General features: G+C 67.1%; 26 protein-coding genes. 13 read left to right on the top strand and 13 right to left on the bottom strand.

What is annotated here, in order from left to right:
* Positions 1–165: 165 nt before the first annotated feature.
* The 6 genes from ltp2 to H7K45_RS00110 all read right to left on the bottom strand — a co-directional run bounded on the left by ltp2 (position 166) and on the right by H7K45_RS00110 (position 6,293).
* Positions 166–1,335, bottom strand: a complete 1,170-nt coding sequence (gene ltp2 / locus H7K45_RS00135) for a 17-hydroxy-3-oxo-4-pregnene-20-carboxyl-CoA lyase (protein WP_263993664.1) — start codon at positions 1,333–1,335, stop codon at positions 166–168.
* Positions 1,335–1,748 (bottom strand): MaoC family dehydratase, encoded by a 414-nt coding sequence (locus H7K45_RS00130; protein WP_263993663.1) that lies wholly within the window; start codon positions 1,746–1,748, stop codon positions 1,335–1,337. Before H7K45_RS00130 ends, ltp2 begins: the two co-directional genes overlap by 1 nt.
* Positions 1,730–2,707, bottom strand: coding sequence for a bifunctional MaoC family dehydratase N-terminal/OB-fold nucleic acid binding domain-containing protein (locus H7K45_RS00125; protein ID WP_263994216.1), 978 nt, complete (start codon positions 2,705–2,707; stop codon positions 1,730–1,732). The genes H7K45_RS00130 and H7K45_RS00125 overlap by 19 nt, the downstream gene beginning before the upstream one ends.
* A 127-nt stretch (positions 2,708–2,834) precedes the next feature.
* The gene (gene fadE29 / locus H7K45_RS00120) at positions 2,835–3,998 is read right to left on the bottom strand and encodes an acyl-CoA dehydrogenase FadE29 (RefSeq protein WP_263994215.1); all 1,164 of its coding nucleotides are present in this window, start codon (positions 3,996–3,998) and stop codon (positions 2,835–2,837) included.
* Positions 3,999–4,002: 4 nt separating this feature from the next.
* Positions 4,003–5,031, bottom strand: a complete 1,029-nt coding sequence (locus H7K45_RS00115; protein WP_263993662.1) for an acyl-CoA dehydrogenase family protein — start codon at positions 5,029–5,031, stop codon at positions 4,003–4,005.
* A 20-nt stretch (positions 5,032–5,051) separates the two neighbouring features.
* Positions 5,052–6,293: a cytochrome P450 gene (locus H7K45_RS00110; protein ID WP_263993661.1), complete on the bottom strand. Its 1,242-nt coding sequence runs from the start codon at positions 6,291–6,293 to the stop codon at positions 5,052–5,054.
* 120 nt (positions 6,294–6,413) lie between these two features.
* Here H7K45_RS00110 and H7K45_RS00105 point away from each other — a divergent pair, with 120 nt between their 5' ends.
* The 4 genes from H7K45_RS00105 to H7K45_RS00090 are packed head-to-tail and all read left to right on the top strand — an operon-like array spanning position 6,414 to position 8,936.
* Positions 6,414–7,577: a steroid 3-ketoacyl-CoA thiolase gene (locus tag H7K45_RS00105; RefSeq protein ID WP_263993660.1), complete on the top strand. Its 1,164-nt coding sequence runs from the start codon at positions 6,414–6,416 to the stop codon at positions 7,575–7,577.
* Positions 7,577–7,945: a DUF8021 domain-containing protein gene (locus H7K45_RS00100; protein WP_263993659.1), complete on the top strand. Its 369-nt coding sequence runs from the start codon at positions 7,577–7,579 to the stop codon at positions 7,943–7,945. The genes H7K45_RS00105 and H7K45_RS00100 overlap by 1 nt, the downstream gene beginning before the upstream one ends.
* A gap of 10 nt (positions 7,946–7,955) precedes the next feature.
* Positions 7,956–8,432 carry a nitroreductase family deazaflavin-dependent oxidoreductase gene (locus tag H7K45_RS00095; protein ID WP_308206376.1) on the top strand — a complete coding sequence of 159 codons (477 nt, stop codon included), beginning with the start codon at positions 7,956–7,958 and terminating at the stop codon, positions 8,430–8,432.
* A gap of 39 nt (positions 8,433–8,471) precedes the next feature.
* Positions 8,472–8,936 (top strand): nitroreductase family deazaflavin-dependent oxidoreductase, encoded by a 465-nt coding sequence (locus H7K45_RS00090; protein ID WP_263993658.1) that lies wholly within the window; start codon positions 8,472–8,474, stop codon positions 8,934–8,936.
* Here the strand turns inward: H7K45_RS00090 and H7K45_RS00085 are convergent.
* A complete protein-coding gene (locus H7K45_RS00085) occupies positions 8,924–9,829 on the bottom strand; it encodes an SDR family oxidoreductase (protein ID WP_263993657.1) in 906 nt (301 codons plus the stop codon). The two genes, H7K45_RS00090 and H7K45_RS00085, sit on opposite strands and share 13 nt — an antisense overlap.
* Before the next feature lie 17 nt (positions 9,830–9,846).
* Positions 9,847–10,662, bottom strand: coding sequence for an SDR family oxidoreductase (locus tag H7K45_RS00080; protein ID WP_263994213.1), 816 nt, complete (start codon positions 10,660–10,662; stop codon positions 9,847–9,849).
* 8 nt (positions 10,663–10,670) lie between these two features.
* Here H7K45_RS00080 and echA20 point away from each other — a divergent pair, with 8 nt between their 5' ends.
* The 5 genes from echA20 to H7K45_RS00055 are packed head-to-tail and all read left to right on the top strand — an operon-like array spanning position 10,671 to position 15,029.
* Positions 10,671–11,426 (top strand): (7aS)-7a-methyl-1,5-dioxo-2,3,5,6,7,7a-hexahydro-1H-indene-carboxyl-CoA hydrolase, encoded by a 756-nt coding sequence (echA20, locus tag H7K45_RS00075; RefSeq protein ID WP_263993656.1) that lies wholly within the window; start codon positions 10,671–10,673, stop codon positions 11,424–11,426.
* Entirely contained in the window at positions 11,423–12,304 is an 882-nt protein-coding gene (gene ipdA / locus H7K45_RS00070) for a cholesterol ring-cleaving hydrolase subunit IpdA (RefSeq protein ID WP_263993654.1), read from the top strand. The genes echA20 and ipdA overlap by 4 nt, the downstream gene beginning before the upstream one ends.
* A complete protein-coding gene (gene ipdB / locus H7K45_RS00065) occupies positions 12,301–13,050 on the top strand; it encodes a cholesterol ring-cleaving hydrolase subunit IpdB (RefSeq protein WP_263993653.1) in 750 nt (249 codons plus the stop codon). The genes ipdA and ipdB overlap by 4 nt, the downstream gene beginning before the upstream one ends.
* Positions 13,047–14,108, top strand: coding sequence for a (3aS,4S,5R,7aS)-5-hydroxy-7a-methyl-1-oxo-octahydro-1H-indene-4-carboxyl-CoA dehydrogenase (gene ipdC, locus H7K45_RS00060; protein ID WP_263993651.1), 1,062 nt, complete (start codon positions 13,047–13,049; stop codon positions 14,106–14,108). Before ipdB ends, ipdC begins: the two co-directional genes overlap by 4 nt.
* A 42-nt stretch (positions 14,109–14,150) precedes the next feature.
* Positions 14,151–15,029 carry a hypothetical protein gene (locus H7K45_RS00055; protein ID WP_263993648.1) on the top strand — a complete coding sequence of 293 codons (879 nt, stop codon included), beginning with the start codon at positions 14,151–14,153 and terminating at the stop codon, positions 15,027–15,029.
* A gap of 19 nt (positions 15,030–15,048) precedes the next feature.
* On the opposite strand, the gene H7K45_RS00050 is transcribed toward H7K45_RS00055, so the two are convergent.
* From H7K45_RS00050 to ipdE1, 5 genes are all read right to left on the bottom strand, one after another.
* Positions 15,049–15,957 carry an endonuclease domain-containing protein gene (locus tag H7K45_RS00050; RefSeq protein WP_263993647.1) on the bottom strand — a complete coding sequence of 303 codons (909 nt, stop codon included), beginning with the start codon at positions 15,955–15,957 and terminating at the stop codon, positions 15,049–15,051.
* A gap of 136 nt (positions 15,958–16,093) precedes the next feature.
* Entirely contained in the window at positions 16,094–17,242 is a 1,149-nt protein-coding gene (fadA6, locus tag H7K45_RS00045; protein WP_263993645.1) for a steroid 3-ketoacyl-CoA thiolase FadA6, read from the bottom strand.
* A 3-nt stretch (positions 17,243–17,245) separates the two neighbouring features.
* The gene (gene kstR2 / locus H7K45_RS00040; protein ID WP_263993644.1) at positions 17,246–17,839 is read right to left on the bottom strand and encodes a TetR family transcriptional regulator KstR2; all 594 of its coding nucleotides are present in this window, start codon (positions 17,837–17,839) and stop codon (positions 17,246–17,248) included.
* Positions 17,836–18,624, bottom strand: coding sequence for a (5R,7aS)-5-hydroxy-7a-methyl-1-oxo-2,3,5,6,7,7a-hexahydro-1H-indene-carboxyl-CoA reductase (gene ipdF / locus H7K45_RS00035; protein WP_263993643.1), 789 nt, complete (start codon positions 18,622–18,624; stop codon positions 17,836–17,838). The genes kstR2 and ipdF overlap by 4 nt, the downstream gene beginning before the upstream one ends.
* Positions 18,624–19,772, bottom strand: a complete 1,149-nt coding sequence (gene ipdE1 / locus H7K45_RS00030; RefSeq protein WP_263993642.1) for an acyl-CoA dehydrogenase IpdE1 — start codon at positions 19,770–19,772, stop codon at positions 18,624–18,626. The genes ipdF and ipdE1 overlap by 1 nt, the downstream gene beginning before the upstream one ends.
* A 47-nt stretch (positions 19,773–19,819) precedes the next feature.
* On the opposite strand from ipdE1, the gene fadD3 reads away from it, so the two are divergent.
* Genes fadD3 through ipdE2 form a run of 4 tightly spaced genes read left to right on the top strand, consistent with a single transcriptional unit; the run spans position 19,820 to position 24,391 of the window.
* Entirely contained in the window at positions 19,820–21,358 is a 1,539-nt protein-coding gene (gene fadD3 / locus H7K45_RS00025) for a 3-((3aS,4S,7aS)-7a-methyl-1,5-dioxo-octahydro-1H-inden-4-yl)propanoate--CoA ligase FadD3 (protein ID WP_263993641.1), read from the top strand.
* Positions 21,358–22,488, top strand: a complete 1,131-nt coding sequence (locus H7K45_RS00020; RefSeq protein WP_263993640.1) for an acyl-CoA dehydrogenase family protein — start codon at positions 21,358–21,360, stop codon at positions 22,486–22,488. Before fadD3 ends, H7K45_RS00020 begins: the two co-directional genes overlap by 1 nt.
* Entirely contained in the window at positions 22,485–23,453 is a 969-nt protein-coding gene (locus H7K45_RS00015) for an acyl-CoA dehydrogenase family protein (RefSeq protein ID WP_263993639.1), read from the top strand. The genes H7K45_RS00020 and H7K45_RS00015 overlap by 4 nt, the downstream gene beginning before the upstream one ends.
* Positions 23,450–24,391, top strand: a complete 942-nt coding sequence (ipdE2, locus tag H7K45_RS00010) for an acyl-CoA dehydrogenase IpdE2 (RefSeq protein ID WP_263993638.1) — start codon at positions 23,450–23,452, stop codon at positions 24,389–24,391. Before H7K45_RS00015 ends, ipdE2 begins: the two co-directional genes overlap by 4 nt.
* Positions 24,392–24,656: the final 265 nt, after the last annotated feature.

Genomic DNA, 24,656 nt, shown 5'->3' with positions numbered 1-24,656 from the left:
AGTACCCGCTTCGGGCGATACTTTAACGCACGGGCAGAGGAATGTCGTCAAATATTTTCAACGCATGACTATTTGCTGAAACCGCACACGAGCGCGTGCCAGATGTGCGATCTTGATCGACGGTGTGTCGCATGATCGGCCGAGCCGTCGACTACCGTGCGCCAGCTAACCCAAGATCAAACCCGACGTCGGCACCCCCGTGCCCGCGGTGACCAGCACGTGTTCGACGTCTGGAACGGGGTTGACCGAGGTACCCCGCAACTGTCGCACGCCTTCGGCGATGCCGTTCATGCCATGGATGTATGCCTCGCCGAGCTGCCCGCCGTGGGTGTTGATCGGCAGCCGGCCCCCAACTTCGATGGCGCCGTCGGCGATGAAGTCCTTGGCCTCGCCCCACCCGCAGAACCCCAGCTCCTCGAGTTGGATGAGGGTGAACGGAGTGAAGTGGTCGTAGAGGATGGCGGTCTGGATGTCGGTCGGCGTCAGACCGGACTGCGCCCACATCTGCTTGCCGACCAACCCCATCTCGGGCAGACCGTCGAGTTCCGGACGGTAGTAACTCACCATCGAATACTGGTCCGGGCTGGCGCCCTGGGCGGCAGCTTCGATGACTGCGGGCCTGTTCTTCAGATCCTTGGCCCGTTCGGCAGAGACGATCACCAGTGCGACGCCGCCGTCGGTCTCCTGGCAGCAGTCGAGCAGGCGCAGCGGCTCGGCGATGAATCGCGAAGCCTGATGCTCTTCGAGGGTGATGGGCTTCTCGTAGAAGTATGCCTTCGGGTTCTTGGCGGCGTGCTTGCGGTCGGCGACGGAAATGGCCCCGAAGTCACGGCTGGTCGCACCGGACAGATGCATGTAGCGCTTGGCGATCATTGCGACTTGCGCTGCAGGAGTGGACAACCCGTGCGGGTATGAGAAGGAGTTGTCGACGCCGGTCGAGTCGGCGTTCTCCACCAGGCGCATCTGCACCTGGCCAAATCGCATACCGGACCGCTCGTTGAACGCGCGGTAGGCCACCACGCAATCGGCGATCCCCGTCGCGACGGCCATCGCCGCCTGCTGCACGGTCGCACATGCCGCTCCGCCGCCGTGATGAATCTTGGAGAAGAACTTCAGATCCCCGATACCCGTGGCGCGGGCGACGGCGACCTCGGTGTTGGAGTCCATCGTGAACGTCGTCATGCCGTCGACGTCGGCTGGCGTCAGACCCGCGTCGTCGAGTGCGTCGAGGACGGCCTCGGCCGCAAGTCGCAACTCGCTGCGGCCGGAGTTCTTGGAGAAGTCAGTGGCACCGATCCCGACGATGGCGGCCTTGCCGGACAGTTCGCCGGGCATCAGGAAGCACCGTTCACGAACGTCGCGGTAGCCACGACGTGATCGCCGAGGCTGTTGGCCCCGACGATCGCGCACGTGACCAGGTCGCCGTCGACCGCGGTGACCTCTCCGGAGAACGTGACCGTGTCGTAGGCGTACCAGGGCACCCCCAGCCGCAACTTGATCGACGTGATGCGCGCGTTGGGACCCGCCCAATCGGTGACGAAGCGTTCCACCAGACCGGTGTCGGTAAGGATGTTGACGAAGATGTCCTTGGACCCCTTGGCCTGCGCCTTGTCCCGGTCGTGGTGCACGTCCTGGTAGTCCCGCGTGGCGATGGCCGTCGAGACGATGAACGTGGGGTCGCCGTACAGCTTGAGTTCGGGGAGTTTCGTTCCCACTTCCACGACGGCGCTCACGTGACGGGCTCCCATGCGTAGTTGGTCCAGGCCGGTCCAACGTCGTTGGCCGGAAAGTCGATGAACATGGCACGCACGGGCATTCCGACCTCGACGCGGTCGGAGTCGACGTTGCGCAGCTCGCCGAGCATCCGGACGCCCTCGTCGAGTTCGACGAGCGCGATGACGAACGGCGGGGTGCGACCCGGCACCTTCGGCGCGTGGTGCACGACGAAGCTGAACACCGTGCCGGTACCACTGGCGACGACGTAGTCGGTGGTCTGTTCACGGTCGAGCCACAGCGCTGGCACGGGCGGGTGCTGCAGCGTGCCGTCGGACCGCTTCTGGATGCGCAGTTCGTGCGAGTTCACGCCGTCCCAGAAGAACTTGGTGTCCTTCGACGAGGCGGGGCGCATGGCGTTGTCCGGGTCGAGGTCCTCGGGCACCGTTGGCGCAGAGTCGGATTCCCCCGGTGCGTCCTTCTGCGCAGGGATGAACTTCATGATTCGCCACATCATTTCGGCCACGGCCTCATCGCCCACCGACCACGTGATGGTTTGCGTGATGAAGAACGCCTCGCCCAGCGCGGTCCTCTTGGGTCCGACCACGTCGGTGAGCTCGGCCACCACGCTCACCTCCTCGCCGGGGCGCAGGTAGCGGTGGTAGGTCTGCTCGCAGTTCGTCGCCACGACGCCGACATACCCTGCGTCGTCGAACAATTGGAGGATCTTGCCCAGTGGGTCGTCGTCGGGGCGCACTCCGCCGAGACCCATCATCGTCCACACCTGGATCATCGCCGGCGGGGCGACGACGCCGGGATGGCCGGCGGACAGGGCCGCGGCCTCGTCGTGGTAGATCGGGTTGGCGTCGCCGAGCGCGTCGGTCCAGTGGTCGACCATCGGCTGGTTGACCGGGTGGCGACCTACCCGTGGCGCGCTCTTGCCCTCGGCCTTGACTCGCTCCGCTGCGGCCCGGATGTCGTCGACGGCCCCCACTACGACCCTCTGTTCTTCGCGCAAGCGCTCATCACGACCCTCTGTTCTTCGCGCAAGCGCTCATCACGACCCTCTGTTCTTCGCGCAAGCGCTCATCACGACCCTCTGTTCTTCGCGCAAGCGCTCATCACCGTGGCACCCGCGGGACGTTCAGCCCCGAAGCCGCGATCATCTCCCGCATCACCTCGTTGACACCGCCACCAAAGGTGATGACCAGGTTGCGCTTGGTCTGGCTGTCCAGCCATTCGAGCAGCTCGTAGGTCGCCGATTCGGCGGGGTTGCCGTACTTGCCGACGATCTCCTCCGCGAGCCGGCCCACCTTCTGAATGCGTTCGGTGCCAAAGACCTTCGTGGCGGCGGCGTCGGCCACGTTGATCTCCTCACCCCCGGCGGCGACCTGCCAGTTGAGCAACTCGTTGACGCGCCAGATTGCCTTGATCTCGCCCAGCAGCCGGCGGACGTCGTCGTGCTCGACCGGCGTGACACCGTTGCCGCCCGGCTTGGACGCCCAGGCGTGCACCTTGTCGTAGATCGCGGCCACCTTGCCCGCGGGTCCTAGCATGACGCGCTCGTGGTTGAGCTGCGTGGTGATCAGCCGCCAGCCGGCGTTCTCCTCGCCCACCAGCATCTCCGCGGGCACGCGCACGTCGTTGTAGTACGTCGCGTTCGTGTGATGCGCGCCGTCGGACAGGATGATCGGGGTCCACGAATAGCCCGGGTCCGACGTGTCGACGATGAGGATCGAAATGCCCTTGTGCTTCACAGCTTCCGGGTCGGTGCGCACCGCGAGCCAGACGTAGTCCGCATCGTGTCCGCCGGTCGTCCAGATCTTCTGACCGTTGACCACGTATTCGTCGCCGTGACGCACCGCGCTCGTCCGCAGCGACGCGAGGTCCGTGCCCGCCTCAGGCTCGGAGTATCCGATGGCGAAATGCACGTCACCGGAGAGGATGCCGGGAAGGAACTTCTTCTTCTGCAGGTCGGTGCCGTACTTCTGCAGCGTCGGGCCGACGGTCTGCAACGTCACCGCCGGCAGCGGCACGTCCGCCCGCGCCGCCTCGTTGACGAAGATCTGCTGCTCGATGGGCCCGAATCCGTGGCCGCCGAATTCCTTTGGCCAGCCGACGCCCAGCTTGCCGTCGGAACCCATTCGCTTGATCACGGCGCGGTAGGCCTTGCCGTGTCGATCGGTCTCCATCTCGGCCGCCTCGTCGGCGGAGATGAGATTGGTGAAGTACTGGCGCATCTCGGCCTGTAGCTGACGCTGCTCGGGGGTCAGTTCGATGTACATGTCGTCATTTCCCGTCGCTTCGCTCGCCAAGGCCCGCTCCCACGAGTTCGAGCCGATGAGACGGACCACCCAGCAGGCGGGCGAGGTCCTTGATCGTCGAGTAGTAGCGGTTCATGGGGTAGGTGATGTCCATGCCCATGCCGCCGTGCAGGTGGTGGCAGGTCTGCATCACCGGGGGCGCCTGCGAGGCCAGCCAGTATCCGAGGACGTCGAGGTCGTCGGCCGCGTCGCGTCCCTCCGACAGCCGCCAGATCACCGACGTCGAGGCCAACGACAGTGTGCGCGAAGCGATGTAGATCTCGGATAGTTGTGCCGCCACGGTCTGGAAGGTCGACAGCGGTCGGCCGAATTGCTCGCGCGTGGCGACGTAGTCGGCGGTGAGCCGCAGCGCACCGGCCACCAAGCCGGCCGCGAAGGCTCCGATCGAGGCCAGCACCAACTCGTTCACCCGATGCACTGTGCCGTCGAGTACGTCAGACTCCGACACCGCGACGTCGTCGAACGTGACCGCGTACTCGTCGGATCCGTTGGCAGTCGGCGTCTTGGTCAGCGTCACTCCGTCGGCCGCGCTCGACACCACGACGACGCCGCTGTCGGTGGTGACCACGATCCAATCAGCCTGTGCGGCATGGGGAACGCCGATCTTCGTGCCGGAGAGCTTGCCGCCGGCGAAGTTGGTCGACGGTCGCTCCGGCAGGGCGGATCCGGGCTCGTTGAGGGCCGCGGAGAGCACTCCGCCCTTCGCCACGCCGGCGAGGTACCGGTCCTGCTGCGCGTCCGAGGCCAGCGCCAGCAGCGGGACGAGGCCGTAGCCCAGCGTCGCCAGCGCGGGGCTGACGGTGCCGTGCCGTCCGATCTCGGTCAGCGCGGTGGTGATCTCGGGTAGTCCCAGTCCGTCACCACCGAGTCGGTCCGGTACGCCGAAGCCGATGACCCCACCCGCGACCAGAGCGTCCCAGGTGTTGTCCCGCTCGAGTGCCGACGTCACCACGTCGGCAACGGCCCGTTGTCCTTCGTCGGGGGTGAAGTCCACCCGAATCCTCCTTGATTCGTCTAGCTCGCGGCGCCGGTGTAGTCGACCTGCCAGTGCTTGATTCCGTTGAGCCATCCCGACCGTAGCCGCTCGGGCTCGCCGACGGGCTTGAGATCGGGCATGTGATCGGCGACCGCGTTGAAGATGAGGTTGATCGTCATTCGCGCCAGGTTGGCGCCGATGCAGAAGTGCGCGCCCGTGCCGCCGAATCCGACGTGCGGGTTGGGGTCGCGCAAGATGTCGAACCTGTGCGGGTCCGTGAAGACGTCCTCGTCGAAGTTCGCCGAGCGATAGGACATCACCAGTCGCTGACCCTTCTTGATCGACACCCCCGCCAGCTCGGTGTCCTCGAGTGCGGTTCGCTGGAATGCCGAAACCGGTGTGGCCCAACGGATGATCTCGTCGGCGGTGGTGGACGGTCGTTCCCTCTTGTAGAGCTCCCACTGATCCGGGTTGTTCGCCAAGGCGATCATGCCGTGGGTGATGGAGTTACGCGTCGTCTCGTTGCCCGCGACCGCGAGCATGATGACGAAGAAGCCGAACTCGTCGTCGGAGAGCTTCTCCCCCTCGACGTCGGCCTGGATCAGCGTGGTCACGATGTCGTCGGTGGGGTTCTTGCCCCGCTCGTCGGCCATGGCCATCGCGTACATGATGAGTTCCATCGACGACTGCGCCGGGTCGACGTCGGCGAACTCGGGATCCTCGCCGCCGGTCATCTCGTTCGACCAGCGGAACAGCTTGTCGCGATCGTCCTGCGGCACACCGAGGAGGCCGGCGATCGCCTGCAGTGGCAGCTCGCAACTCACCTGCTCGACGAAGTCGCCCGTGCCCTCGGCCGCGGCGGACTTGGCGATGTTCTGGGCCCGCTGGCTCAGCTCCTCCTCGAGTCGGCCGATCGCGCGCGGGGTGAAACCGCGGGAGATGATCTTGCGGAGCCGGGTGTGGTGCGGTGCGTCCATGTTGAGCATCACGGCGCGCTGCATCTCGACCGCCTCGCGCGTCATCTCCTTGGGCCACGTCGGGATCGCGCCGTTCTGCCAGCTGGAGAAGACGTCGCTGCGGCGGGACACCTCCTTGACGTCGGCGTGCTTGGTGACCAGCCAGTAGCCGTTGTCCTCGAAGCCTCCGGCGCCACCGGGAATGTCCACCCAGTGGATCGGCTCGGACGTGCGCAACTCGGCGAGTTCGTCGACGGGAAGACCGGCCAGGTTGACGTCCGGATCGAGGAAGTCGAAGTCGGCGGGGAAATTGAGGGGGGCCATAGAGGTGCTCTCCTAAATGCAACGTGTTCTAGTGCCAGTAAAACATGCCTTAGTCGCAGATCAAAGGCGCAGGCGCATCGCAGCTTGTCAGAGTAATGAAACGTGTTCTAGCCTGACGGAATGGGCAACCCCGTCATCGTCGAAGCCACCCGCAGCCCCATCGGCAAGCGCAACGGTTGGCTGTCCGGACTGCACGCCACCGAGCTGTTGGGCCTCACTCAGAAGGCCCTCGTCGAGAAGGCCGGGATCGACCCCGGCATCGTCGAACAGGTCATCGGAGGCTGTGTCACGCAGTTCGGTGAGCAGTCCAACAACATCACCCGGGTGGGCTGGCTGGTCGCCGGACTGCCCGAGCACGTGGGGGCGATGACGGTCGACTGCCAGTGCGGAAGCGGCCAGCAGGCCAACGGTTTGGTCGCCGGCCTGATCGCCGCGGGCGCCATCGACGTCGGGATCGCCTGCGGTATCGAGGCGATGAGCCGGGTGGGCCTCGGTGCGAATGCCGGGCCCGATCGCAGCATCATCCGCCCCGCGTCCTGGGACGTCGACCTGCCCGACCAGTTCACCGCGGCCGAGCGAATCGCCAAGCGCCGCGGCATCACCCGCGAGGATCTCGACGCCTTCGGGCTCGCCTCCCAGCAGAAGGCCAAGCAAGCCTGGGCGGAGGGTCGCTTCGACCGCGAGATCAGCCCCATCGAGGCGCCCGTGCTCGACGAGAACAAGCGCCCGACCGAGGAGCGCGCCTTCGTCACCCGCGACCAGGGCCTGCGCGAGACCACCCTCGAGGGTCTGTCGCAGCTGAAGCCGGTCATGGAAGGTGCCCTGCACACGGCGGGCACGTCGTCGCAGATCTCCGACGGCGCGGCCGCCGTGCTGTGGATGGACGAAGACCGCGCCAAGGCGCTCGGCCTGACGCCCCGCGCCAGGATCGTCAGCCAGGCGCTCGTCGGCTCCGAGCCGTACTACCACCTCGACGGTCCCGTGCAGTCTACGGCGAAGGTACTCGAGAAGGCCGGGATGAAGATGGGCGACATCGACATCACCGAGATCAACGAGGCGTTCGCGTCAGTGGTCCTGTCCTGGGCTCAGGTGCACGAGCCGGACATGGACACCGTCAACGTGAGCGGCGGGGCGATAGCCCTCGGGCACCCCGTCGGTAGCACCGGCAGCCGTCTGATCACCACGGCGTTGCACGAGTTGGAGCGCACCGACAAGAGCACCGCGCTGATCACGATGTGCGCAGGCGGGGCACTGTCCACCGGCACCATCATCGAGCGGATCTAGTGGAACCCGACCCCCACCGCGTGGCGGCCGCGCAGGCCTACATCAGCGCGCTCGCCAACCACCGGGCCGACGACGTCCCGTTCGCGCGGGACTGCACACGCGTCGAGGTGGGGCTCAAGACGGGATTCTCGGGAGATCACCTGCGCCGCAGCCTGAACCGCGGTCCGCAGTACCGCATCATCGAGACCACCACCGCGCCGGAGTTCACCGTCGTCGGCGACGCACTGCGAGCCAAGTTCGACGTCATCACCAAGCCGTCGCTGGCCGGCAGGCGGGTGTGCGCCCACGTCGACGAGACCTTCCACTTCACCAGCGACGACGAGATCCAACACATCCGGGCCGACATCCGGCCGTTCATCAAGCGATAGCGTACGACCCGTGGCCAATCCCTCCCGCCCCCTCAACGACAAGCAAATCGAAGGCCTCAACTCGGCCAAGGTGGGCACCGCGATCAAGTGGATGTCCAAGGCGCAGACCTTCGTCTTCAAGAAGACCAAGGGGAAGATCGGCAACAAGTTCCTCAAGGGCACCGAAGTCGGAATCCTCACGACGATCGGTCGCAAGTCGGGCGAACCCCGTGACAGCCCTCTGCTCTTCCTGCAGGAGGGCGAGCGCGTCGTGTTGGTCGCCTCGCAGGGCGGCCGAGCCACCAACCCGATGTGGTACCTGAATCTGAAGGCCAATCCGAAGGTGACGTTCCAGACCAAGCGCGGCACCTACGCACTCACCGCGCGCGAGGCCACCGACGCGGAGCGAGACGACTACTGGCCCAAGCTCGACGCCATGTACCCGGACTTCGCCAACTACCGGTCCTACACCGACCGCAAGATCCCCATCGTCATCTGCGACCCGTAGGCACGTTTGCGCGAAGGCCGTCCTGGCTAACTAGAGGCCATGATCGACGTGTCCGAGAAGATTCGGAACTCGGGGGCCCTGGCGCTGGCGCTGAAGTACTTCTCTCGCGCGCACATCGCGGTGTATCAGGGCACCAACGGCAAGCTCGGCGCGAAGCTGCTGTGGTTCCCCGCCGCCCTGATCACCACCACCGGCCGCAAGACGGGTCAGCCGAGGACCACCGCAACGCTCTGCCTACGCGACGGCGAGAAGGTCGTGCTGCCGGCGTCGTTCGGCGGCCGCGACGGCAATCCGGCGTGGTACCTGAACCTCAAGGCCAACCCGGCCGTCCAGGTGCAGGTCCGTGACGAGCATCTGGCGATGACCGCCCGCGACGCGACCGAGGAGGAACGCCGTCGCTACTGGCCGGTGCTGATCAAGATGTACCCGCCGTACAAGGGATATCGCGACGCCACCGACCGGGTGATCCCGCTGGTGGTGTGCGAACCCGATCAGGCGCCGTAGACCGGCACCGGCGGCCGAGCCTTGGCCAACAGGTCGGTGACGACGGGGGCCAGTTCGGCTGGATCCCAGCGCGCGCCCTTGTCGACCTGCGGACCGTGCGCCCATCCCTCGGCCACCCGGATGATGCCGCCTTCGACTTCGAATACCTTGCCCGTGACGTCGCGGGATTCGCTGCTGCCCAACCACACCACCAACGGCGACACGTTCTCCGGCGCCATGGCGTCGAAGGCGGCGTTCTGGGTCGACATCATTTCGGCGAAGACGGTTTCGGTCATCCTGGTGCGGGCCGAGGGCGCGATGGCATTGACCGTGACGCCGTAACGGCCCATCTCGGCCGAGGCCACCAGGGTCAGCGCCGCGATGCCGGCCTTCGCCGCGCTGTAGTTGGCCTGACCCACGCTGCCCTGAAGACCGGCACCCGAGCTGGTGTTGATGATGCGGGCGTCGACGGTGTCCCCCGCCTTGGACTTGGAACGCCAATACGCGGCGGCGTGCTTCATCGTCGCGAAGTGCCCCTTGAGGTGCACGGCGGTGACGGCGTCGAACTCCTCCTCACTGGTGTTGGCGAACATCCGGTCCCGGACGATGCCGGCGTTGTTCACCAGCACGTCGAGCCCGCCGAACGCGTCGACTGCGGTCTGGACGAGTCCTTCGGCCTGCGACCAGTCGGCGACGTTCGCGCCACTGGTGACGGCTTCGCCTCCGGCGGCGGTGATTTCGTCGACCACAGTCTGGGCGGCGCTGCCACCGCCTGCGGGCGATCCGTCGAGGCCGACCCCGATGTCGTTGACGACGACGCGGGCACCCTCCGCCGCGAAGGCCAACGCGTGGGCCCGCCCGATCCCGCCGCCGGATCCCGTCACGATGACCACTCGGCCGTCAAGCAAGCCCATGTACGTCGTCTCCTCGATTATGTGATGGCATTGGTCGTGGCAAGGTAGTGCGGTGGTTCGCCGCCACCGTGGACCTCCAGTGAGGCGCCGCTGATGTAGGAGGCGGCATCGCTGGCCAGGAACGCGGCCGCCCAACCGACGTCGGCAGGGGTGGCAAGGCGCCCCAGCGGCACGTTGGCCGAGATGGCCGCGATCGACTCGGCGTCACCGTAGAACAGGTCGGCCTGCTCGGTCTGCACCATGCCGACCACGAGCGAGTTCACGCGCACCTTGGGCGCCCACTCGACGGCCAGTGTGGCGGTGAGGCTTTCGACACCGGCCTTGGCTGCGCCGTAGGCCGCGGTGCCTGGCGTCGGCCGACGCGCGCTGACACTCGAGACGTTGACGATGCAGCCCCCGCTCGACTGCTTCTGCATGTGTTCGTTGGCATGCTGCGAGACCGACAGCGGCGCAAGCAGATTCAATTCGACGATCTTCCTGCTGAACCTGGCCGACGCTTCGGCGGCGAGCACGTAAGGCGAACCACCCGCATTGTTGACCACGACGTCGAGACGGCCGTGGCGTTCGACGATCCCGTCGACGAGCGCCTTGACCGCATCGTCGTCGCGAACGTCGCATGGGACGAACTCGTGGGGCGAGCCGTCGACCGGTCGGCGGGCGCACGTGACGACCGTGGCCCCCTGATCTGCTAATACACCACTAATGCCGGCGCCAACCCCTCGCACGCCGCCAGTCACCAGCACGACGCGGTTGGCGAGTCCCAGATTGATTCCAGCCGCGTCGGTCACTGTGCTAGCGTACCAAGCAAGTGCTTGCTTAGGTAGCCGCCCCAGGAGTTGGTATGACGATCACCACCAAGACCGTTGAGCCGGGCATCGTCTCGGTCACCGTCGACTATCCACCCGTGAACGCCATCCCCTCGCGCGGCTGGTTCGAGTTGGGTGATGCGATCACCGCCGCGGGGCGCGACCGGAACACCCACGTGGTGATCCTGCGTGCCGAGGGTCGTGGGTTCAACGCGGGCGTCGACATCAAGGAGATGCAGAACACCGAGGGCTTCACCGCGCTCATCGACGCCAATCGTGGCTGCTTTCACGCCTTTAGAGCGGTCTACGAGTGCGAGGTGCCCGTCGTGGCCGCCGTCAACGGATTCTGCGTCGGCGGTGGCATCGGACTGGTCGGCAACTCCGACGTCATCGTCGCATCCGACGACGCGAAGTTCGGCCTTCCGGAGGTCGAACGCGGCGCACTCGGTGCGGCCACGCACCTTTCGCGACTGGTGCCCCAACACATGATGCGCCGGCTGTTCTTCACCGCCGCGACGGTCGACGCGCAGACACTGCACCAGTTCGGCTCCGTCCACGAGGTGGTGCCGCGCGCCGACCTCGACGAGGCGGCGCTACGCGTCGCCCGCGACATCGCCGCCAAGGACACCCGCGTGATCCGCGCCGCGAAGGAAGCCCTGAATTTGATCGACTCGCAACCGCCCAACGCCAGATATCGGATGGAACAGGGCTTTACGTTCGAGCTGAACCTCGCCGGCGTGGCCGACGAGCATCGGGACGCCTTCGCGGGAACGTCGAAGGGGAACTCGTGACCGACAAGAGAACATCCTTGGACGAGGCCGTCTCCTCGATCGAGAGCGGCATGACCATCGGCATCGGCGGCTGGGGTTCGCGTCGCAAGCCCATGGCGCTCGTTCGCGCACTGTTGCGCACCGACGTCACCAATCTCACCGTCGTCACCTACGGAGGCCCCGACCTCGGCCTGCTGTGTTCGGCGAACAAGGTCAAGCGCGTCTACTACGGCTTCGTGTCGCTGGACTCGCCACCCTTCTACGACCCGTGGTTCGCCAAGGCCAGGACCACCGGTGCGATCGAGGCCCGCGAGATGGACGAGGGCATGCTGCGCTGCGGCTTGCAGGCTGCCGCACAACGACTTCCGTTCCTTCCCATCCGCGCCGGTCTCGGCAGCGACGTCCGCACGTTCTGGGGCGACGAGCTCACGACGGTGCGTTCGCCCTACCCCACGGGAGACTCCTACGAGGAATTGATCGCCATGCCGGCGCTGAACCTCGACGTCGCTCTGGTGCATCTCAACCTTGGCGACGCGCACGGCAACGCCGCCTACACCGGGATCGACCCCTACTTCGACGACCTGTTCCTGATGTCGGCCACGAAGAGGCTGATGAGCGTCGAGCGGGTGGTCTCGACCGAGGAATTGGTCAAGGCCGTTCCCGCGCAGGCGTTGTTGGTCAACCGCATGATGGTCGACGACGTCGTGGAGGCCCCCAACGGGGCGCACTTCACCACCAACGAGCCGGACTACCGCCGCGACGAGAAGTTCCAGCGACACTACGCCGAGGCTGCCGGCTCCGACGAGACGTGGGCTCGGTTCGTCGCCACCTACCTCTCGGGTAGTGAGGACGACTACCAGGCCGCGGTGCGGACGTTCGCAGAGGAGGCCTCGAAATGACCGACGCAACCCTGGCCGAGGTGTGCGCCGTCGCCTGCGCCGAATTGTTCCGCGACGCAGGTGAAATCATGGTCAGCCCGATGGCGAACATGGTGTCGGTCGGCGCCCGTCTCGCGCGGCTCACCTTCTCCCCCGACATCCTGTTGACCGACGGCGAGGCCCGCATCCTGGCCGACACGCCCGCGCTCGGCGCTGCCGGGGCCATCGAGGGCTGGATGCCGTTCGGGCGGGTGTTCGAGACCCTCACCTGGGGCAGGCGCCACGTCGTGATGGGCGCCAATCAGGTCGACCGCTACGGCAACCAGAACCTCTCGGCGTTCGGCCCGATTCAGCACCCCAAGCGCCAGATGTTCGGTGTGCGTGGGGCTCCGGGCAACACCGTCAACCATGCCACCAGTTACTGGGTCGGGGCGCATTCGCCGCGGGTGTTCTGCGATTCGGTCGACATCGTGTCCGGCATCGGGTGGGACAAGGTCGACACCGACAACCCCGCCTTCCGGTTCGCCTGCGTGTACCGGGTGGTGAGCAACCTCGGCGTCTTCGACTTCGGGGGTCCGGACCATCAGATGCGTGCGCTGTCACTGCATCCTGGCGTGGAACCCGATCAGGTCGCCGAGAACACGTCGTTCGAGGTGCACGGTCTCGACGACGCCGGGGAGTCCCGCCTCCCCACGGATGAGGAGCTCCGACTCATTCGCGAGGTGATCGACCCGAAGTCGTTGCGCGATCGCGAGATCCGATCATGAGCCACTTGCAGACGCGGCTCACCGAGCTGCTGGGCATCGAACATCCCGTCGTCCAAACCGGCATGGGGTGGGTGGCCGGTGCCCGGCTCGTCGCGGCGACGTCGAACGCCGGCGGCCTCGGCATCCTCGCCTCGGCGACGATGACCCTCGACGAATTGGCGGCCGCCGTGACGAAGGTCAAGGCCGCCACCGACAAACCCTTCGGCATCAACATGCGTGCCGACGCGGGCGACGCCGGAGACCGCGTCGACCTCCTGATCCGCGAAGGAGTCAGCGTCGCCTCCTTCGCCCTAGCCCCGAAGCCGGAACTGATCGCCAAGCTCAAAGAGGCCGGCGTGGTGGTCATCCCGTCCGTCGGCGCGGCCAAGCACGCGAAGAAGGTGGCCGGTTGGGGTGCCGACGCCGTCATCGTCCAGGGTGGCGAGGGCGGCGGCCACACCGGACCGGTCGCCACCACGCTGCTGTTGCCGTCGGTGCTGGACGCGGTGGACATCCCCGTGGTCGCCGCGGGTGGCTTCTTCGACGGTCGCGGCCTGGCCGCCGCGCTGTCCTACGGTGCAGCAGGCGTGGCGATGGGCACGCGCTTCCTGCTGACGACGGATTCGACCGTGCCCGACGAGGTCAAGCGTCGCTACCTCGACTCCGCCTTCGACGCCACCGTCGTCTCCAAGCGGGTGGACGGCATGCCGCACCGGGTGTTGCGGACCGGACTGGTCGAGAAGCTCGAAAGCGGTTCGCCGGTGCGCGGTTTCACCGCAGCCGTGCTCAACGCCCAGAAGTTCAAGGACATGTCCGGCATGACGTGGCGTTCGATCGTCAAGGATGGCCTCGCCATGCGCCGCGGCAAGGAGCTGACCTGGTCGCAGATCGTCATGGCGGCCAACACGCCGATGTTGCTGAAGGCGGGTCTAGTGGACGGCAACACCGATGCCGGCGTGCTGGCGTCCGGGCAGGTGGCCGGGATCCTCGACGATTTGCCGTCGTGCGCCGAACTGGTTCCGACGATCGTCGACGAGGCGGTCGAGCACCTCAGGGCGGCCTCCGCTTACATTCGTTGAGTCGCGGCGCGCACAGCTGCCGGGGGTAGCGTCGCGACCGCCATGAACGAAGACCTCACCCAATCCGACACGGGGCTGCGCCGCCAACGGCTGCAGGAGCGCTACCGGCAGCTGGCCGAGGCCCGTCGCCTGCGGCCCGTCACCGCGGTCGTCGCCCGCTTCACCGAGATCGAGGGCGGCACGCTGGGCGCCATGGTGTCGGTGCAACTGTTCACCACCGTCATCCCACTGATGATCATGGGCTTCAGCTACCTGCGGGGATTTGCCGACAACGCCAGCCCCGGCACGCTGATCATTCGCGAGCTGGGCCTCGTGCACCCGGTGTCCGACCACGTGCGAGCGGCGTTCGGGGACTCGGCAGCACTTCGTTCGAGCTGGACCTTCATCGGTGTCGCGGGCTTCCTGGTGTGGGGCGTCCCGATGGGCATCATGATCGCCGGTCTGTTCGCGAAGGCGTGGCGCCGAGAACAGTTTCCGCTCTCGGGTCGGCTGTGGCGCGGCGTGCTCTGGTTCGCGCTCTACCTCGTCATGATCGGATTCCGCGACCGCATCGCCTTCGGCGGCGACCATCACGCCGGCATGAGGGTCGTGCGCTTCCTGCTGTCGCTGATCCCGGTCTGGCTCTTCTGGTCGGTGACCCCGGCGCTGCTGGTGCGCGACGGCGGGCGGGGACGGCAGTATCTCTTGCTCGCCGGACTGGCCGGGGTGGTCATCGACGGTGTGGTGCTGCCGTTGGGGTCACGCTGGTTCTTCCCGCCGGTTCTCGCTGGCTGGGAGGAGCTCGGACCGATCGGCGTGGCGATGGCGCTGCTCACGTGGTGCGGTGCGGTCGGCACCGGCTGGGTGCTGACCGCGTGCGTCGGGGCCGTGCTGTGGGAACGCAACGCCCCGTCGGCGACGGTGGTCGACTCGCAGGCCTAGAGCCGCTCGACTGTGAATCTCACGACGCCAACCGCTGGTGGTCCGCCACGAACTTCACAGTCGGGAGGGCGAAACCGCGCTCGCGCAGCGCACCCTCGACGCGGGCGACATAGGTGGGCCTGCGGTAGCGCAGCAAGTCTCGGCTGACCCGGATGACGAGCCACCCCAGCTCGGCCAGCGCGAAGTGCCGGTCGATGTCGCGTTGGCGTACGGCCGGATCCGTCCAATGCTGCGCACCGTCGTACTCGACGGCGACCTTCGCGTCCTCGTATGCCATGTCGAGGCGCGCGACGAATTCACCGGCGTCACCGAAGACCCGCAGCTGCGTTCGTGGCGGCGGGAGGCCGGCGTCGACGAGCGCCAATCGCGCGACCGTCTCCTGCGGTGACTCGGCACCGCCGTCGACCAATTCGAGGACGCTGCGCAGCCGCCGCAGGCCACGAACACCGGGGTGATCGGCGGCGACGGCGCCGACCTCGATCACCGTCAGCCCGGTGACATGGGCGAGGGCATCGATTCGCTGCACCGCACTCACCCGCGAGGCGGTGTGCCGGCCGACGTCGAATGCGGTTCGGGCTGCGGTGGTCACCCGCATCGATCCGAGCGCGAACGTCTCTCCGGCAGCCAGCCGTTCGGTTCGCACGACCAGCCGCGAGGGTGTCTTCCTGTTGTCGTAGATCAGCTCCGCAGGCGCGCGGCCGTCCACCCACCTGACGCCGAGCAGAGCGGCGGCCGACTGGCCCGCCACGACTCCGCGGCGCTTCGACCACAGCCACGCCGCCTCCGCCCGCTGGCGCGCCGACGGCTCGACACCGCGAGGCACGAAGACACCGGGATAGAGCTGCTCGTAGTCCCGCCGGATCGCCCGGTCGCCGACGACGGCGCTCGATCTGGCTTCGGTGCCGATGAAGGGCCATGGCGCTGTCATGACCGCATCATCGGGCCCGGCACCGACGGCGACGACGGCCCTTGGGCGGGTTGTCCACAGGCAGCACACGGCGCGAGTGGGAATCTGACGGCGAGAAACGGGCTCTGCACGCCGCGAGGTTCACACTCGGCGACGCCTAGAGACGCTCGATGATCGTCACGTTGGCGGTGCCGCCGCCCTCGCACATCGTCTGCAGGCCGTAGCGACCGCCCGTGCGCTCCAACGTGTTCAGCATCGTGGCGAAGAGCTTCGCGCCCGTCGCACCAAGCGGATGCCCGAGCGCGATTGCGCCACCGCTGGGGTTGACCTTCGCCGGGTCGGCACCGGTCTCCTTCAGCCACGCCATCACCACGGGGGCGAACGCCTCGTTGATCTCGACGGTGTCGACGTCGTCGATGGACAGACCGGTCTTCTCCAGCGCGTAGTGCGTTGCCGGGATCGGGCCGGTCAGCATGTACACCGGGTCGGCGCCGCGGGCGCTCACGTGGTGGATACGGGCTCGCGGCGTCAGACCGTGGTCCTTCACGGCTTGTTCGGAGGCGATCAGCACCGCGCTGGCACCGTCGGAGATCTGGCTGGCCATCGCGGCGGTCAACCGGCCGCCGTCGACGAGGGTCTTGAGCCCGGCCATCTTCTCCAGCGATGTCTCGCGCGGACCCTCGTCGGTGACGAAGCCGTCCACCGGGATGATCTCGTTCTCGAAGTACCCAGCCCGAATGGCCTCGATCGCCCTCTGGTGGCTGGTCAGCGCGTACTGCTCCATCTCCTCACGCGACAGATTCCACTTCTCGGCGATCATCTCCGAGCCACGAAACTGCGAGATCTCCTGGTCGCCATAGCGATGCAACCAGCTCTTGGACTCGTTGGTCGGCGAGGTGAAGCCGAACTGCTCGCCGACGATCATCGCGGAGCTGATCGGAATCTGGCTCATGTTCTGCATGCCGCCCGCGACGATCAGATCGGCCGTGCCGGACATGATCGCTTGAGCCCCAAAGGAAATGGCCTGCTGGCTGGAGCCACACTGGCGGTCTACCGTGACGCCGGGCACTTCCTCGGGGAAACCCGCGGCCAACCACGACAGCCGGGCGATGTTGCCGGCCTGCCCGCCGACGGCGTCCACGCAACCGGCGATGACGTCGGTGACGGCACCGGGGTCGACGTCGTTGCGGTCGAACAGGCCGCGCCACGCGGCGGCGCCGAGGTCGACGGGATGAACGCCGGAGAGCCCGCCGTTGCGCTTGCCGACCGCGGTGCGCACGGCGTCGACGATGTATGCCTGACCCATTGCTCAATCTCCTTCGTTGGTGATGCCGCCGAGCACGATGGCGAGGTACTGCCTGCCCACCTGCTCGGCGGTGAGTGGCCCACCCGGCTGATACCAGCGGACCGACACCCAGGTGGTGTCTCGAATGAAGCGGTAGATCAGGTCGACGTCGAGGTCGGCGCTGAAGCAGCCCTCGGCGACACCCTGTTTGAGGATGTTGATCCACATGGTGCGCTGTTCGCGATTGCGTTCCTCGACGAAGCCGAACTGCGGCAGCGCCGACAGACGCTGCGCCTCATCCTGGTAGATGACGACCTGAGCGTGCCGGTGCTCGATGGCCTCGAAGGACGCCATGAAGAGTCCCTCGACCCGCTTGAGGGGATCGGTCTCGCTGTCGAGGATTTCCTCGTACCGGCCGAAGAGCCAGTCGAGGAAGTCGCGCAGGACCTCCTCGACCATCTGTTCCTTGGACTTGAAGTGGTGATAGAGGCTGCCCGAGAGGATGCCTGCGGAATCCGCGATGTCGCGCACGGTGGTGGCCCGCAGACCACGGTCGGCGAACATCGCCGCGGCAAGCAACAGGAGCTCGTCGCGGCGACTTGGCGCTGGGCTGGTCATGCGCGCTGGCTCGACACCGAGACGACCTCGCCGGTCAGGTAACTGGAGTAATCGCTCGCCAGGAAGGCCATGGTGGCCGCCACTTCCCAGGGTTCGGCAGCTCGGCCGAACGCCTCGTCGGACGCCAGTTGGTCGAGAAGCTCCGTGCTGCTGGTCTTCTCGAGGAATTTGTGTCGGGCGATACTGGGCGACACGGCGTTCACGCGCACCCCGTACTCCGCGGCTTCGATTGCGCTACAACGGGTCAGCGCCATAACCCCGGCCTTCGCCGCGGCGTAGTGAGACTGCGAATGCTGGGCGCGCCAGCCCAGCACGCTCGCATTGTTGACGATGACACCGCCGTGGTCGACGCCGCGGAAGTAGCGCAGTGCCGCCCGGGTCGCGCGCATGACCGAGGTCAGCGTCACGTTCAGCACCCGGTCCCATTCGTCGTCGGTCATGTCGACCACGGGGGTCTGCCCGCCGAGGCCGGCGTTGTTGACCAAGACGTCGAGCCGGCCCATCGTGGCGACCGTGTCGGTGATCAGCGCGTCCACCGCCGGGGTCGACGTGACGTCGCAGACCACGGCCTCGACCCGGCCCAGGCCGAGTGCGGCCAAGTCGTCCTTGGTCTCGCCGAGTCGACGTTCGTGGAAGTCCGACACGACGACGTCGGCACCCTCGGCCAGCGCCCGTCGCGCGGCCGCCGATCCGATGCCGGTACCCGCGGCGGCCGTGACCAGGACGACCTTGCCCGTCAGCAGGCCGTGGCCGTCGATCTCCTTGGGTGCAATCGAAAGGTCCACTAGTACTTAGCCTCCCGCGGTAGGCCAAGCACCCGCTCGGCGATGATGTTGCGCTGGATCTCGTTGGACCCGCCGTAGATGGTGTCCGAGCGGGAGAACAAGAACAGCCGCTGCCACTCGTCGAACTGGCCGCCGTCGAGCAACAAGCCGGCCTTGCCTTGGACGTCCATCGCGATCTCACCGAGCTCGCGATGCCAGTTGGCCCACAACAGCTTCGACACCGAATCTTGCCCGGGGCGCTCGACGTCCATGGTCGCCATCGCATACGAGCGCATGGCCTTCAACCCGAGCCAAGACCGGGTCAGTCTCTCCCGGATCACCGGGTCGTCGACGGCGCCGGACTTCTTCGCCAGATCCACGATTCCGGACAGCTCTCGGGCGTAACGGATCTGCTGCCCGAGCGTGGACACCCCGCGCTCGAAGGTCAGCGTGCCCATGGCGACCCGCCAGCCGTCACCCGGCTCGCCGACCACCATGTCGGCGTCGGTGCGGGCGTCGTCGAAGAAGACCTCGTTGAACTCCGAGTCACCGGTGAGCTGGATGATGGGACGGATCTCGACGCCGGGTTGGTCGAGTGGGACCAGCAGGTAGGACAGGCCGGCGTGCCGCTTGGAGCCCTTCTCGCTGCGGGCGATGACGAAGCACCACTGCGCCCAGTGGGCCAGCGACGTCCACACCTTCTGCCCGTTGAGCACCCAGTGGTCACCGTCCAGCTCCGCGGTGGTCGCCACGTTGGCGAGATCGCTGCCCGCACCCGGCTCCGAGTAACCCTGACTCCACAGCTCGGTGACGTCGAGGATCTTGGGCAGGAAGCGCTGCTGCTGCTCGGGGGTGCCGTAAGCGATGAGCGTCGGACCCACCAGTTCCTCACCGAGGTGGTTGACCTTGTCGGGCGCGTTGGCGAGGGCGTACTCCTCGTAGAACGCGACGCGGTGCGCGACCGTCAAGCCGCGGCCACCGTGTTCTTCCGGCCATCCGAGACACGTCAGCCCGGCCGCGGCCAAATGCTGGTTCCACGCGCGCCGTTCATCGAAGGCCTCGTGTTCGCGGCCGGGCCCGCCAAGGCCCTTGAGCGCGGCGAATTCGCCGACGAGGTTGTCGGCGAGCCACTGCCGGACCTCGGCCCTGAACTCCTGGACCTCTATCACCCCTGTAGGCTAACCTACCAAGCACTTGCTTTGTTAGAGGAGTCTCGATGGAGAGCCAGCCGCGGACCGTTCCCGGCGTTCTGGACCGGATTGCGGCCGACTTCTCCGACCACGAAGCCTTGGTCACCGACGATCGGACGCTGACCTACTCGGAACTGCGAGCCGAGGTCAGACGCGCCGCGGCGGCCATGGTCGACCTCGGCGTCGGCGCAGGCGACCGGGTGGCCATCTGGTCCCCCAACACATGGCATTGGGTGGTCGCGTGCCTTGCCACGCAGTACGTCGGCGCCGTCGTCGTCCCCCTCAACACGCGCTACACGGCCAGCGAGGCCACCGACATCCTGGCTCGGACCGCAGCCCCGTTGCTGATCGGCATGGGCCGATTCCTCGGGGCCGACAAGACCGCCGAACTCGACCGTACGACGCTGCCCTCCCTGCGGCACGTCGTGCGGGTGCCGATCGAATTGGACGACGGGACATGGGACGAATTCGTCTCTCGCGGAGTGGATTTCGACGTGGTGGATGCACGGTCCGCCGCGGTGCGTCCCGACGACGTCTCGGACATCCTGTTCACCTCGGGTACCACCGGGCGCAGCAAGGGCGTCCTGAGTGCGCACCGGCAGTCACTAGAGGCACCTGCGGCGTGGGCCGCGTGCGGTCTGCTCACCAGCGCCGATCGCTACCTCTGCATCAACCCGTTCTTCCACAACTTTGGCTTCAAGGCAGGCATTCTCGCGTGCCTGCAAACCGGTGCGACGCTGATCCCGCAGCTGACGTTCGACCCGGAGCACGCCATGCGGGCGGTTCAGGACCAGCGGATCACCGTGCTCCCCGGCCCACCGACCATCTATCAGACCCTCCTCGACCATCCACGGCGCGGTGACTACGACCTGTCGTCGCTGCGATTCGCCGTCACCGGTGCCGCCGTGGTCCCCGTCGTGCTCATCGAGCGCATGCAGGACGAGCTCGACATCGACATCGTCCTGACGGCCTACGGACTCACGGAAGCAACGGGTTTCGGCACGATGTGCCGCGCCGACGACGACGCCGTCACCGTCGCCACCACCTGCGGCCGCCCGATCGCGGACTTCGAGCTGAGGATCGACGGAGCCGACGAGGGCTCCGACGAGGGTGAAGTGCTGTTGCGGGGCCCGAACGTCATGCTCGGCTACCTGGACGACCCGGAGGCCACCGCCGCGGCCGTCGACGCCGACGGCTGGTTGCACACCGGTGACGTCGGAAGGCTCGATGCGGCAGGAAATCTGAGCATCACCGACCGCCTAAAGGACATGTACATCTGCGGCGGTTTCAACGTCTATCCAGCCGAGGTGGAGCAGGTGCTCGCCCGCCTCGACGGCGTGGCCGACAGCGCCGTCATCGGAGTCCCCGACGAACGCCTCGGCGAGGTAGGCAGAGCATTCGTCGTGGCCAAGGCCGATCGACACCTCGACGAGCAGACCGTGATCGCCCACGCCCGCCAACACCTGGCCAACTTCAAGACCCCGCGCTCGGTGGTCTTCGTCGACCTGCTGCCACGCAACCCTGGAGGAAAAGTGGTCAAACCGCTGCTGCGAGAGATGCTCTGATGGACCTCATCGTCGACGACGAAACCGAGGACTTCCGCGCCGAGGTTCGCGAGTTCCTGGCCGCCAACACCGAACATTTTCCGCGCGTGTCCTACGACCTCGCCGAGGGATTCGAACAACATCGCCACTGGGACAAGGTGCTGTTCGACGCCGGTCTGTCGGTGATCGCGTGGCCCAAGGAGTTCGGCGGCCGCGACGCGACCCTGCTGCAGTGGATCGTCTACGAGGAGGAATACTTCCGGGCGGGCGCACCGGGTCGTGCCAGCGCCAACGGCACCTCCATGTTGGGCCCGACCCTCTTCGCACACGGCACCGAGGAGCAGCGCCGGCGAGTGCTGCCCAAGATGGCCAGCGGCGAGGAGATTTGGGCGCAGGCGTGGTCGGAGCCCGAGTCGGGCAGCGACCTGGCATCGCTGCGGTCGACGGCCACCAAGACCGACGGCGGCTGGCTGCTCAACGGACAGAAGATCTGGAGCTCCCGCGCCCCGTTCGGCGACAGGGCCTTTGGCCTGTTTCGATCCGACCCGACGTCGCAACGCCACAAGGGCCTGACCTACCTGATGTTCGACCTGCACGCCGACGGCGTGACCGTGCGACCCATCGCCCAGCTCGGCGGGGCCACCGGGTTCGGTGAGATCTTCCTCGACGACGTGTTCGTCCCCGACGACGACGTCATCGGCGAGGTGGGTGGCGGGTGGACCGCGGCCATGAGCACCTCGAGCAACGAACGCGGTATGTCGCTGCGCAGTCCGGCCCGATTCCTGGCACCTGCCGAACGTCTGGTCGAAGCATGGACGGTCAACCGCGACCCCGTCTTCGCCGACCGGGTGGCCGACGCCTGGATCAAAGCGCAGGCCTACCGACTGCACACGTTCGGCACCGTCACCCGACTGGCTGCGGGCGGAGAACTGGGCGCGGAATCCTCGGTCACGAAGGTGTTCTGGTCCGATCTCGACGTCGCACTGCATCAGAGCGCGTTGGACCTCCGTGGACCGGACGCCGAGCTCGTCGACGACTGGACCGACGGCCTGCTGTTCGCCCTCGGTGGGCCGATCTACGCGGGTACCAACGAAATTCAGCGCAACATCATCGCCGAGCGGCTGCTCGGCCTGCCCAGGGAGCCGAAGTGAGATTCGAGCTGGACGACCAGCAGCGTGACTTCGCGGCAAGTATCGACGGCGCACTCACCGCAGCCGACGTACCCGGCGCCATCCGCGCATGGTCGACCGGCGACACCGGACCGGGTCGCAAGGTGTGGTCGACGCTGGCCGATCTGGGTGTCACGGCGCTGATGGTGGCCGAGGAGTTCGACGGCATCGGCGCCCATCCCGTCGACCTGGTGGTGGCCCTGGAACGGCTGGGGCGTTGGGGCGTTCCCGGCCCCGTGACCGAGTCGATCGCCGTTGCACCGCTCCTGCTCTCCGGTGACGAGCGGAGTTCGTCGCTGGCTTCCGGTGAGCTGATGGCCACCGTGGCGATGCCGCCGCTGGTCCCCCGCGCGGTCGACGCCGACGTCGCCGGTCTCGTACTGGTGGCCGCCGACGGCGAGGTGTACGGCGCCGACACCGGAGCCCGGCACGACTCGGTGGACCCGTCCCGCCACCTGTTCGACGTGACCGCAACGGGTCGACCGTGGGCCGCCGACACGGAGAAGGCCGTCGACTTCGGCGTGCTGGCCACCGCCGCCCAGCTGATCGGTGCGGGCCAGGCCATGTTGGACGGCTCGGTCGACTATGCCAAGCAGCGCAGCCAGTTTGGTCGAGTGATCGGTTCGTATCAGGCGATCAAGCACGCCCTCGCCGACGTCCACATCGCCGTCGAATTGGCCCGTCCACTGGTCTACGGCGCCGCGCTGTCGCTGGCCGACGACTCACCCGATGCCGCGCGTGACGTCAGCGCGGCCAAGGCGGCAGCCGCCGACGCCGCCCTGCTGGCGGCACGCACGGCGCTGCAGACCCACGGCGCCATCGGATACACCCAGGAGCACGACCTCTCCCTGCTGATCCTGAGGGTCCAGGCACTGCACTCCGCGTGGGGCGACCCGACGTGGCACCGCCGCCGCGTACTCGACGCACTGGTCGGAAGTCCGTCATGAGCGACGAACGGGAGATGCTCCGCGACACGGTCGCGTCGATCGTGGCCAAGCACGCCGACTCCGAAAGCGTCCGGCGGGCAATGGAATCCGAGCGGGGGTATGACGAATCCCTGTGGACGCTGCTGTGCGAGCAGGTCGGCGCGGCCGCGTTGGTCGTCCCTGAGGACCTCGGCGGGGCCGGTGGCGAACTCGGTGACGCGGCCGTGGTCGTCGAAACGCTGGGCCGAGGTCTGGTCCCGACTCCCCTGCTGGGCACCACTCTCGCGGAGCTTGCACTGCTGGCTGCCGACGAACCCGATGCCGATGCGCTGGAGGCACTGGCCGCGGGGACCTCGATCGGTACGGTCGTCTTCGATCCGGGGTACGTCCTCAACGGCGACGTCGCCGACGTGGTGCTGGCGTGCGAGGCCGGCCGGATCGACCGCTGGGCGAGTTTCACCGCCGAGCCACTCGTCACCATGGATCCCACCCGGCGGCTTGGTCGCGTCGAGGTGGGCAAGTCGGTGAGTGTGGGGACGGATCCGGGTCTCGCCGACATCGCGGCAATCCTGTTGGCAGCCGAGCAGATTGGCGCCGCCGACCGCTGCCTCGAACTGACGGTCGCCTACACCAAGGAGCGGGTGCAGTTCGGTCGGCCCATCGGCAGCTTCCAGGCACTCAAGCATCGGATGGCCGATCTGTACGTCTCGGTGCAGTCGGCGCGCGCCCTGGTGGACGATGCGGTTGCCGACCCGTCGCCGACGTCGGCGGCGCTGGCCCGGGTCGCGGCCACCGAGGCGTTCCAGGCCGTGGCGAGCGAGTCGATTCAGATGCACGGTGGCGTGGGGATCACGTGGGAGTACGACGCGCAGTTGTACTTCAAGCGGGCGCACGGCAGCGCACAGTTGCTTGGTCCGCCGAGGGACTTCCTGCGGCGGCTCGAGGCGGAGGTGTTGTAGCGCCGGCTCTTGTCGGCTGTCATGTCTCAGGACATGGGTGACAGTTCTGCATCAGGACATTGGTGACGTTTCGGGTGGTCTTGGTGGTGACACTTCTGCACCGAGGCTGCGGGGGTGGCTGTCAATGAACCCATCGATCCTCGTGTCCGGCTGGCGATCTCGCAGTGGCCCGATGACGCGCCGCGGGGTGCGGTCTCGACGTTCTGCGCCGAGCACGGCATCTCAAGAAAGTCGTTCTACGCGTTACGTAAGCGCGCGATGGACG

Origin of the sequence: Mycobacterium yunnanensis (assembly GCF_025823185.1) — a bacterium.
Taxonomy (GTDB): domain Bacteria; phylum Actinomycetota; class Actinomycetes; order Mycobacteriales; family Mycobacteriaceae; genus Mycobacterium; species Mycobacterium yunnanensis.
The sequence above is the reverse complement of the archived record's forward strand: the minus strand, read 5'-3'. Positions and strand labels throughout refer to the sequence as shown.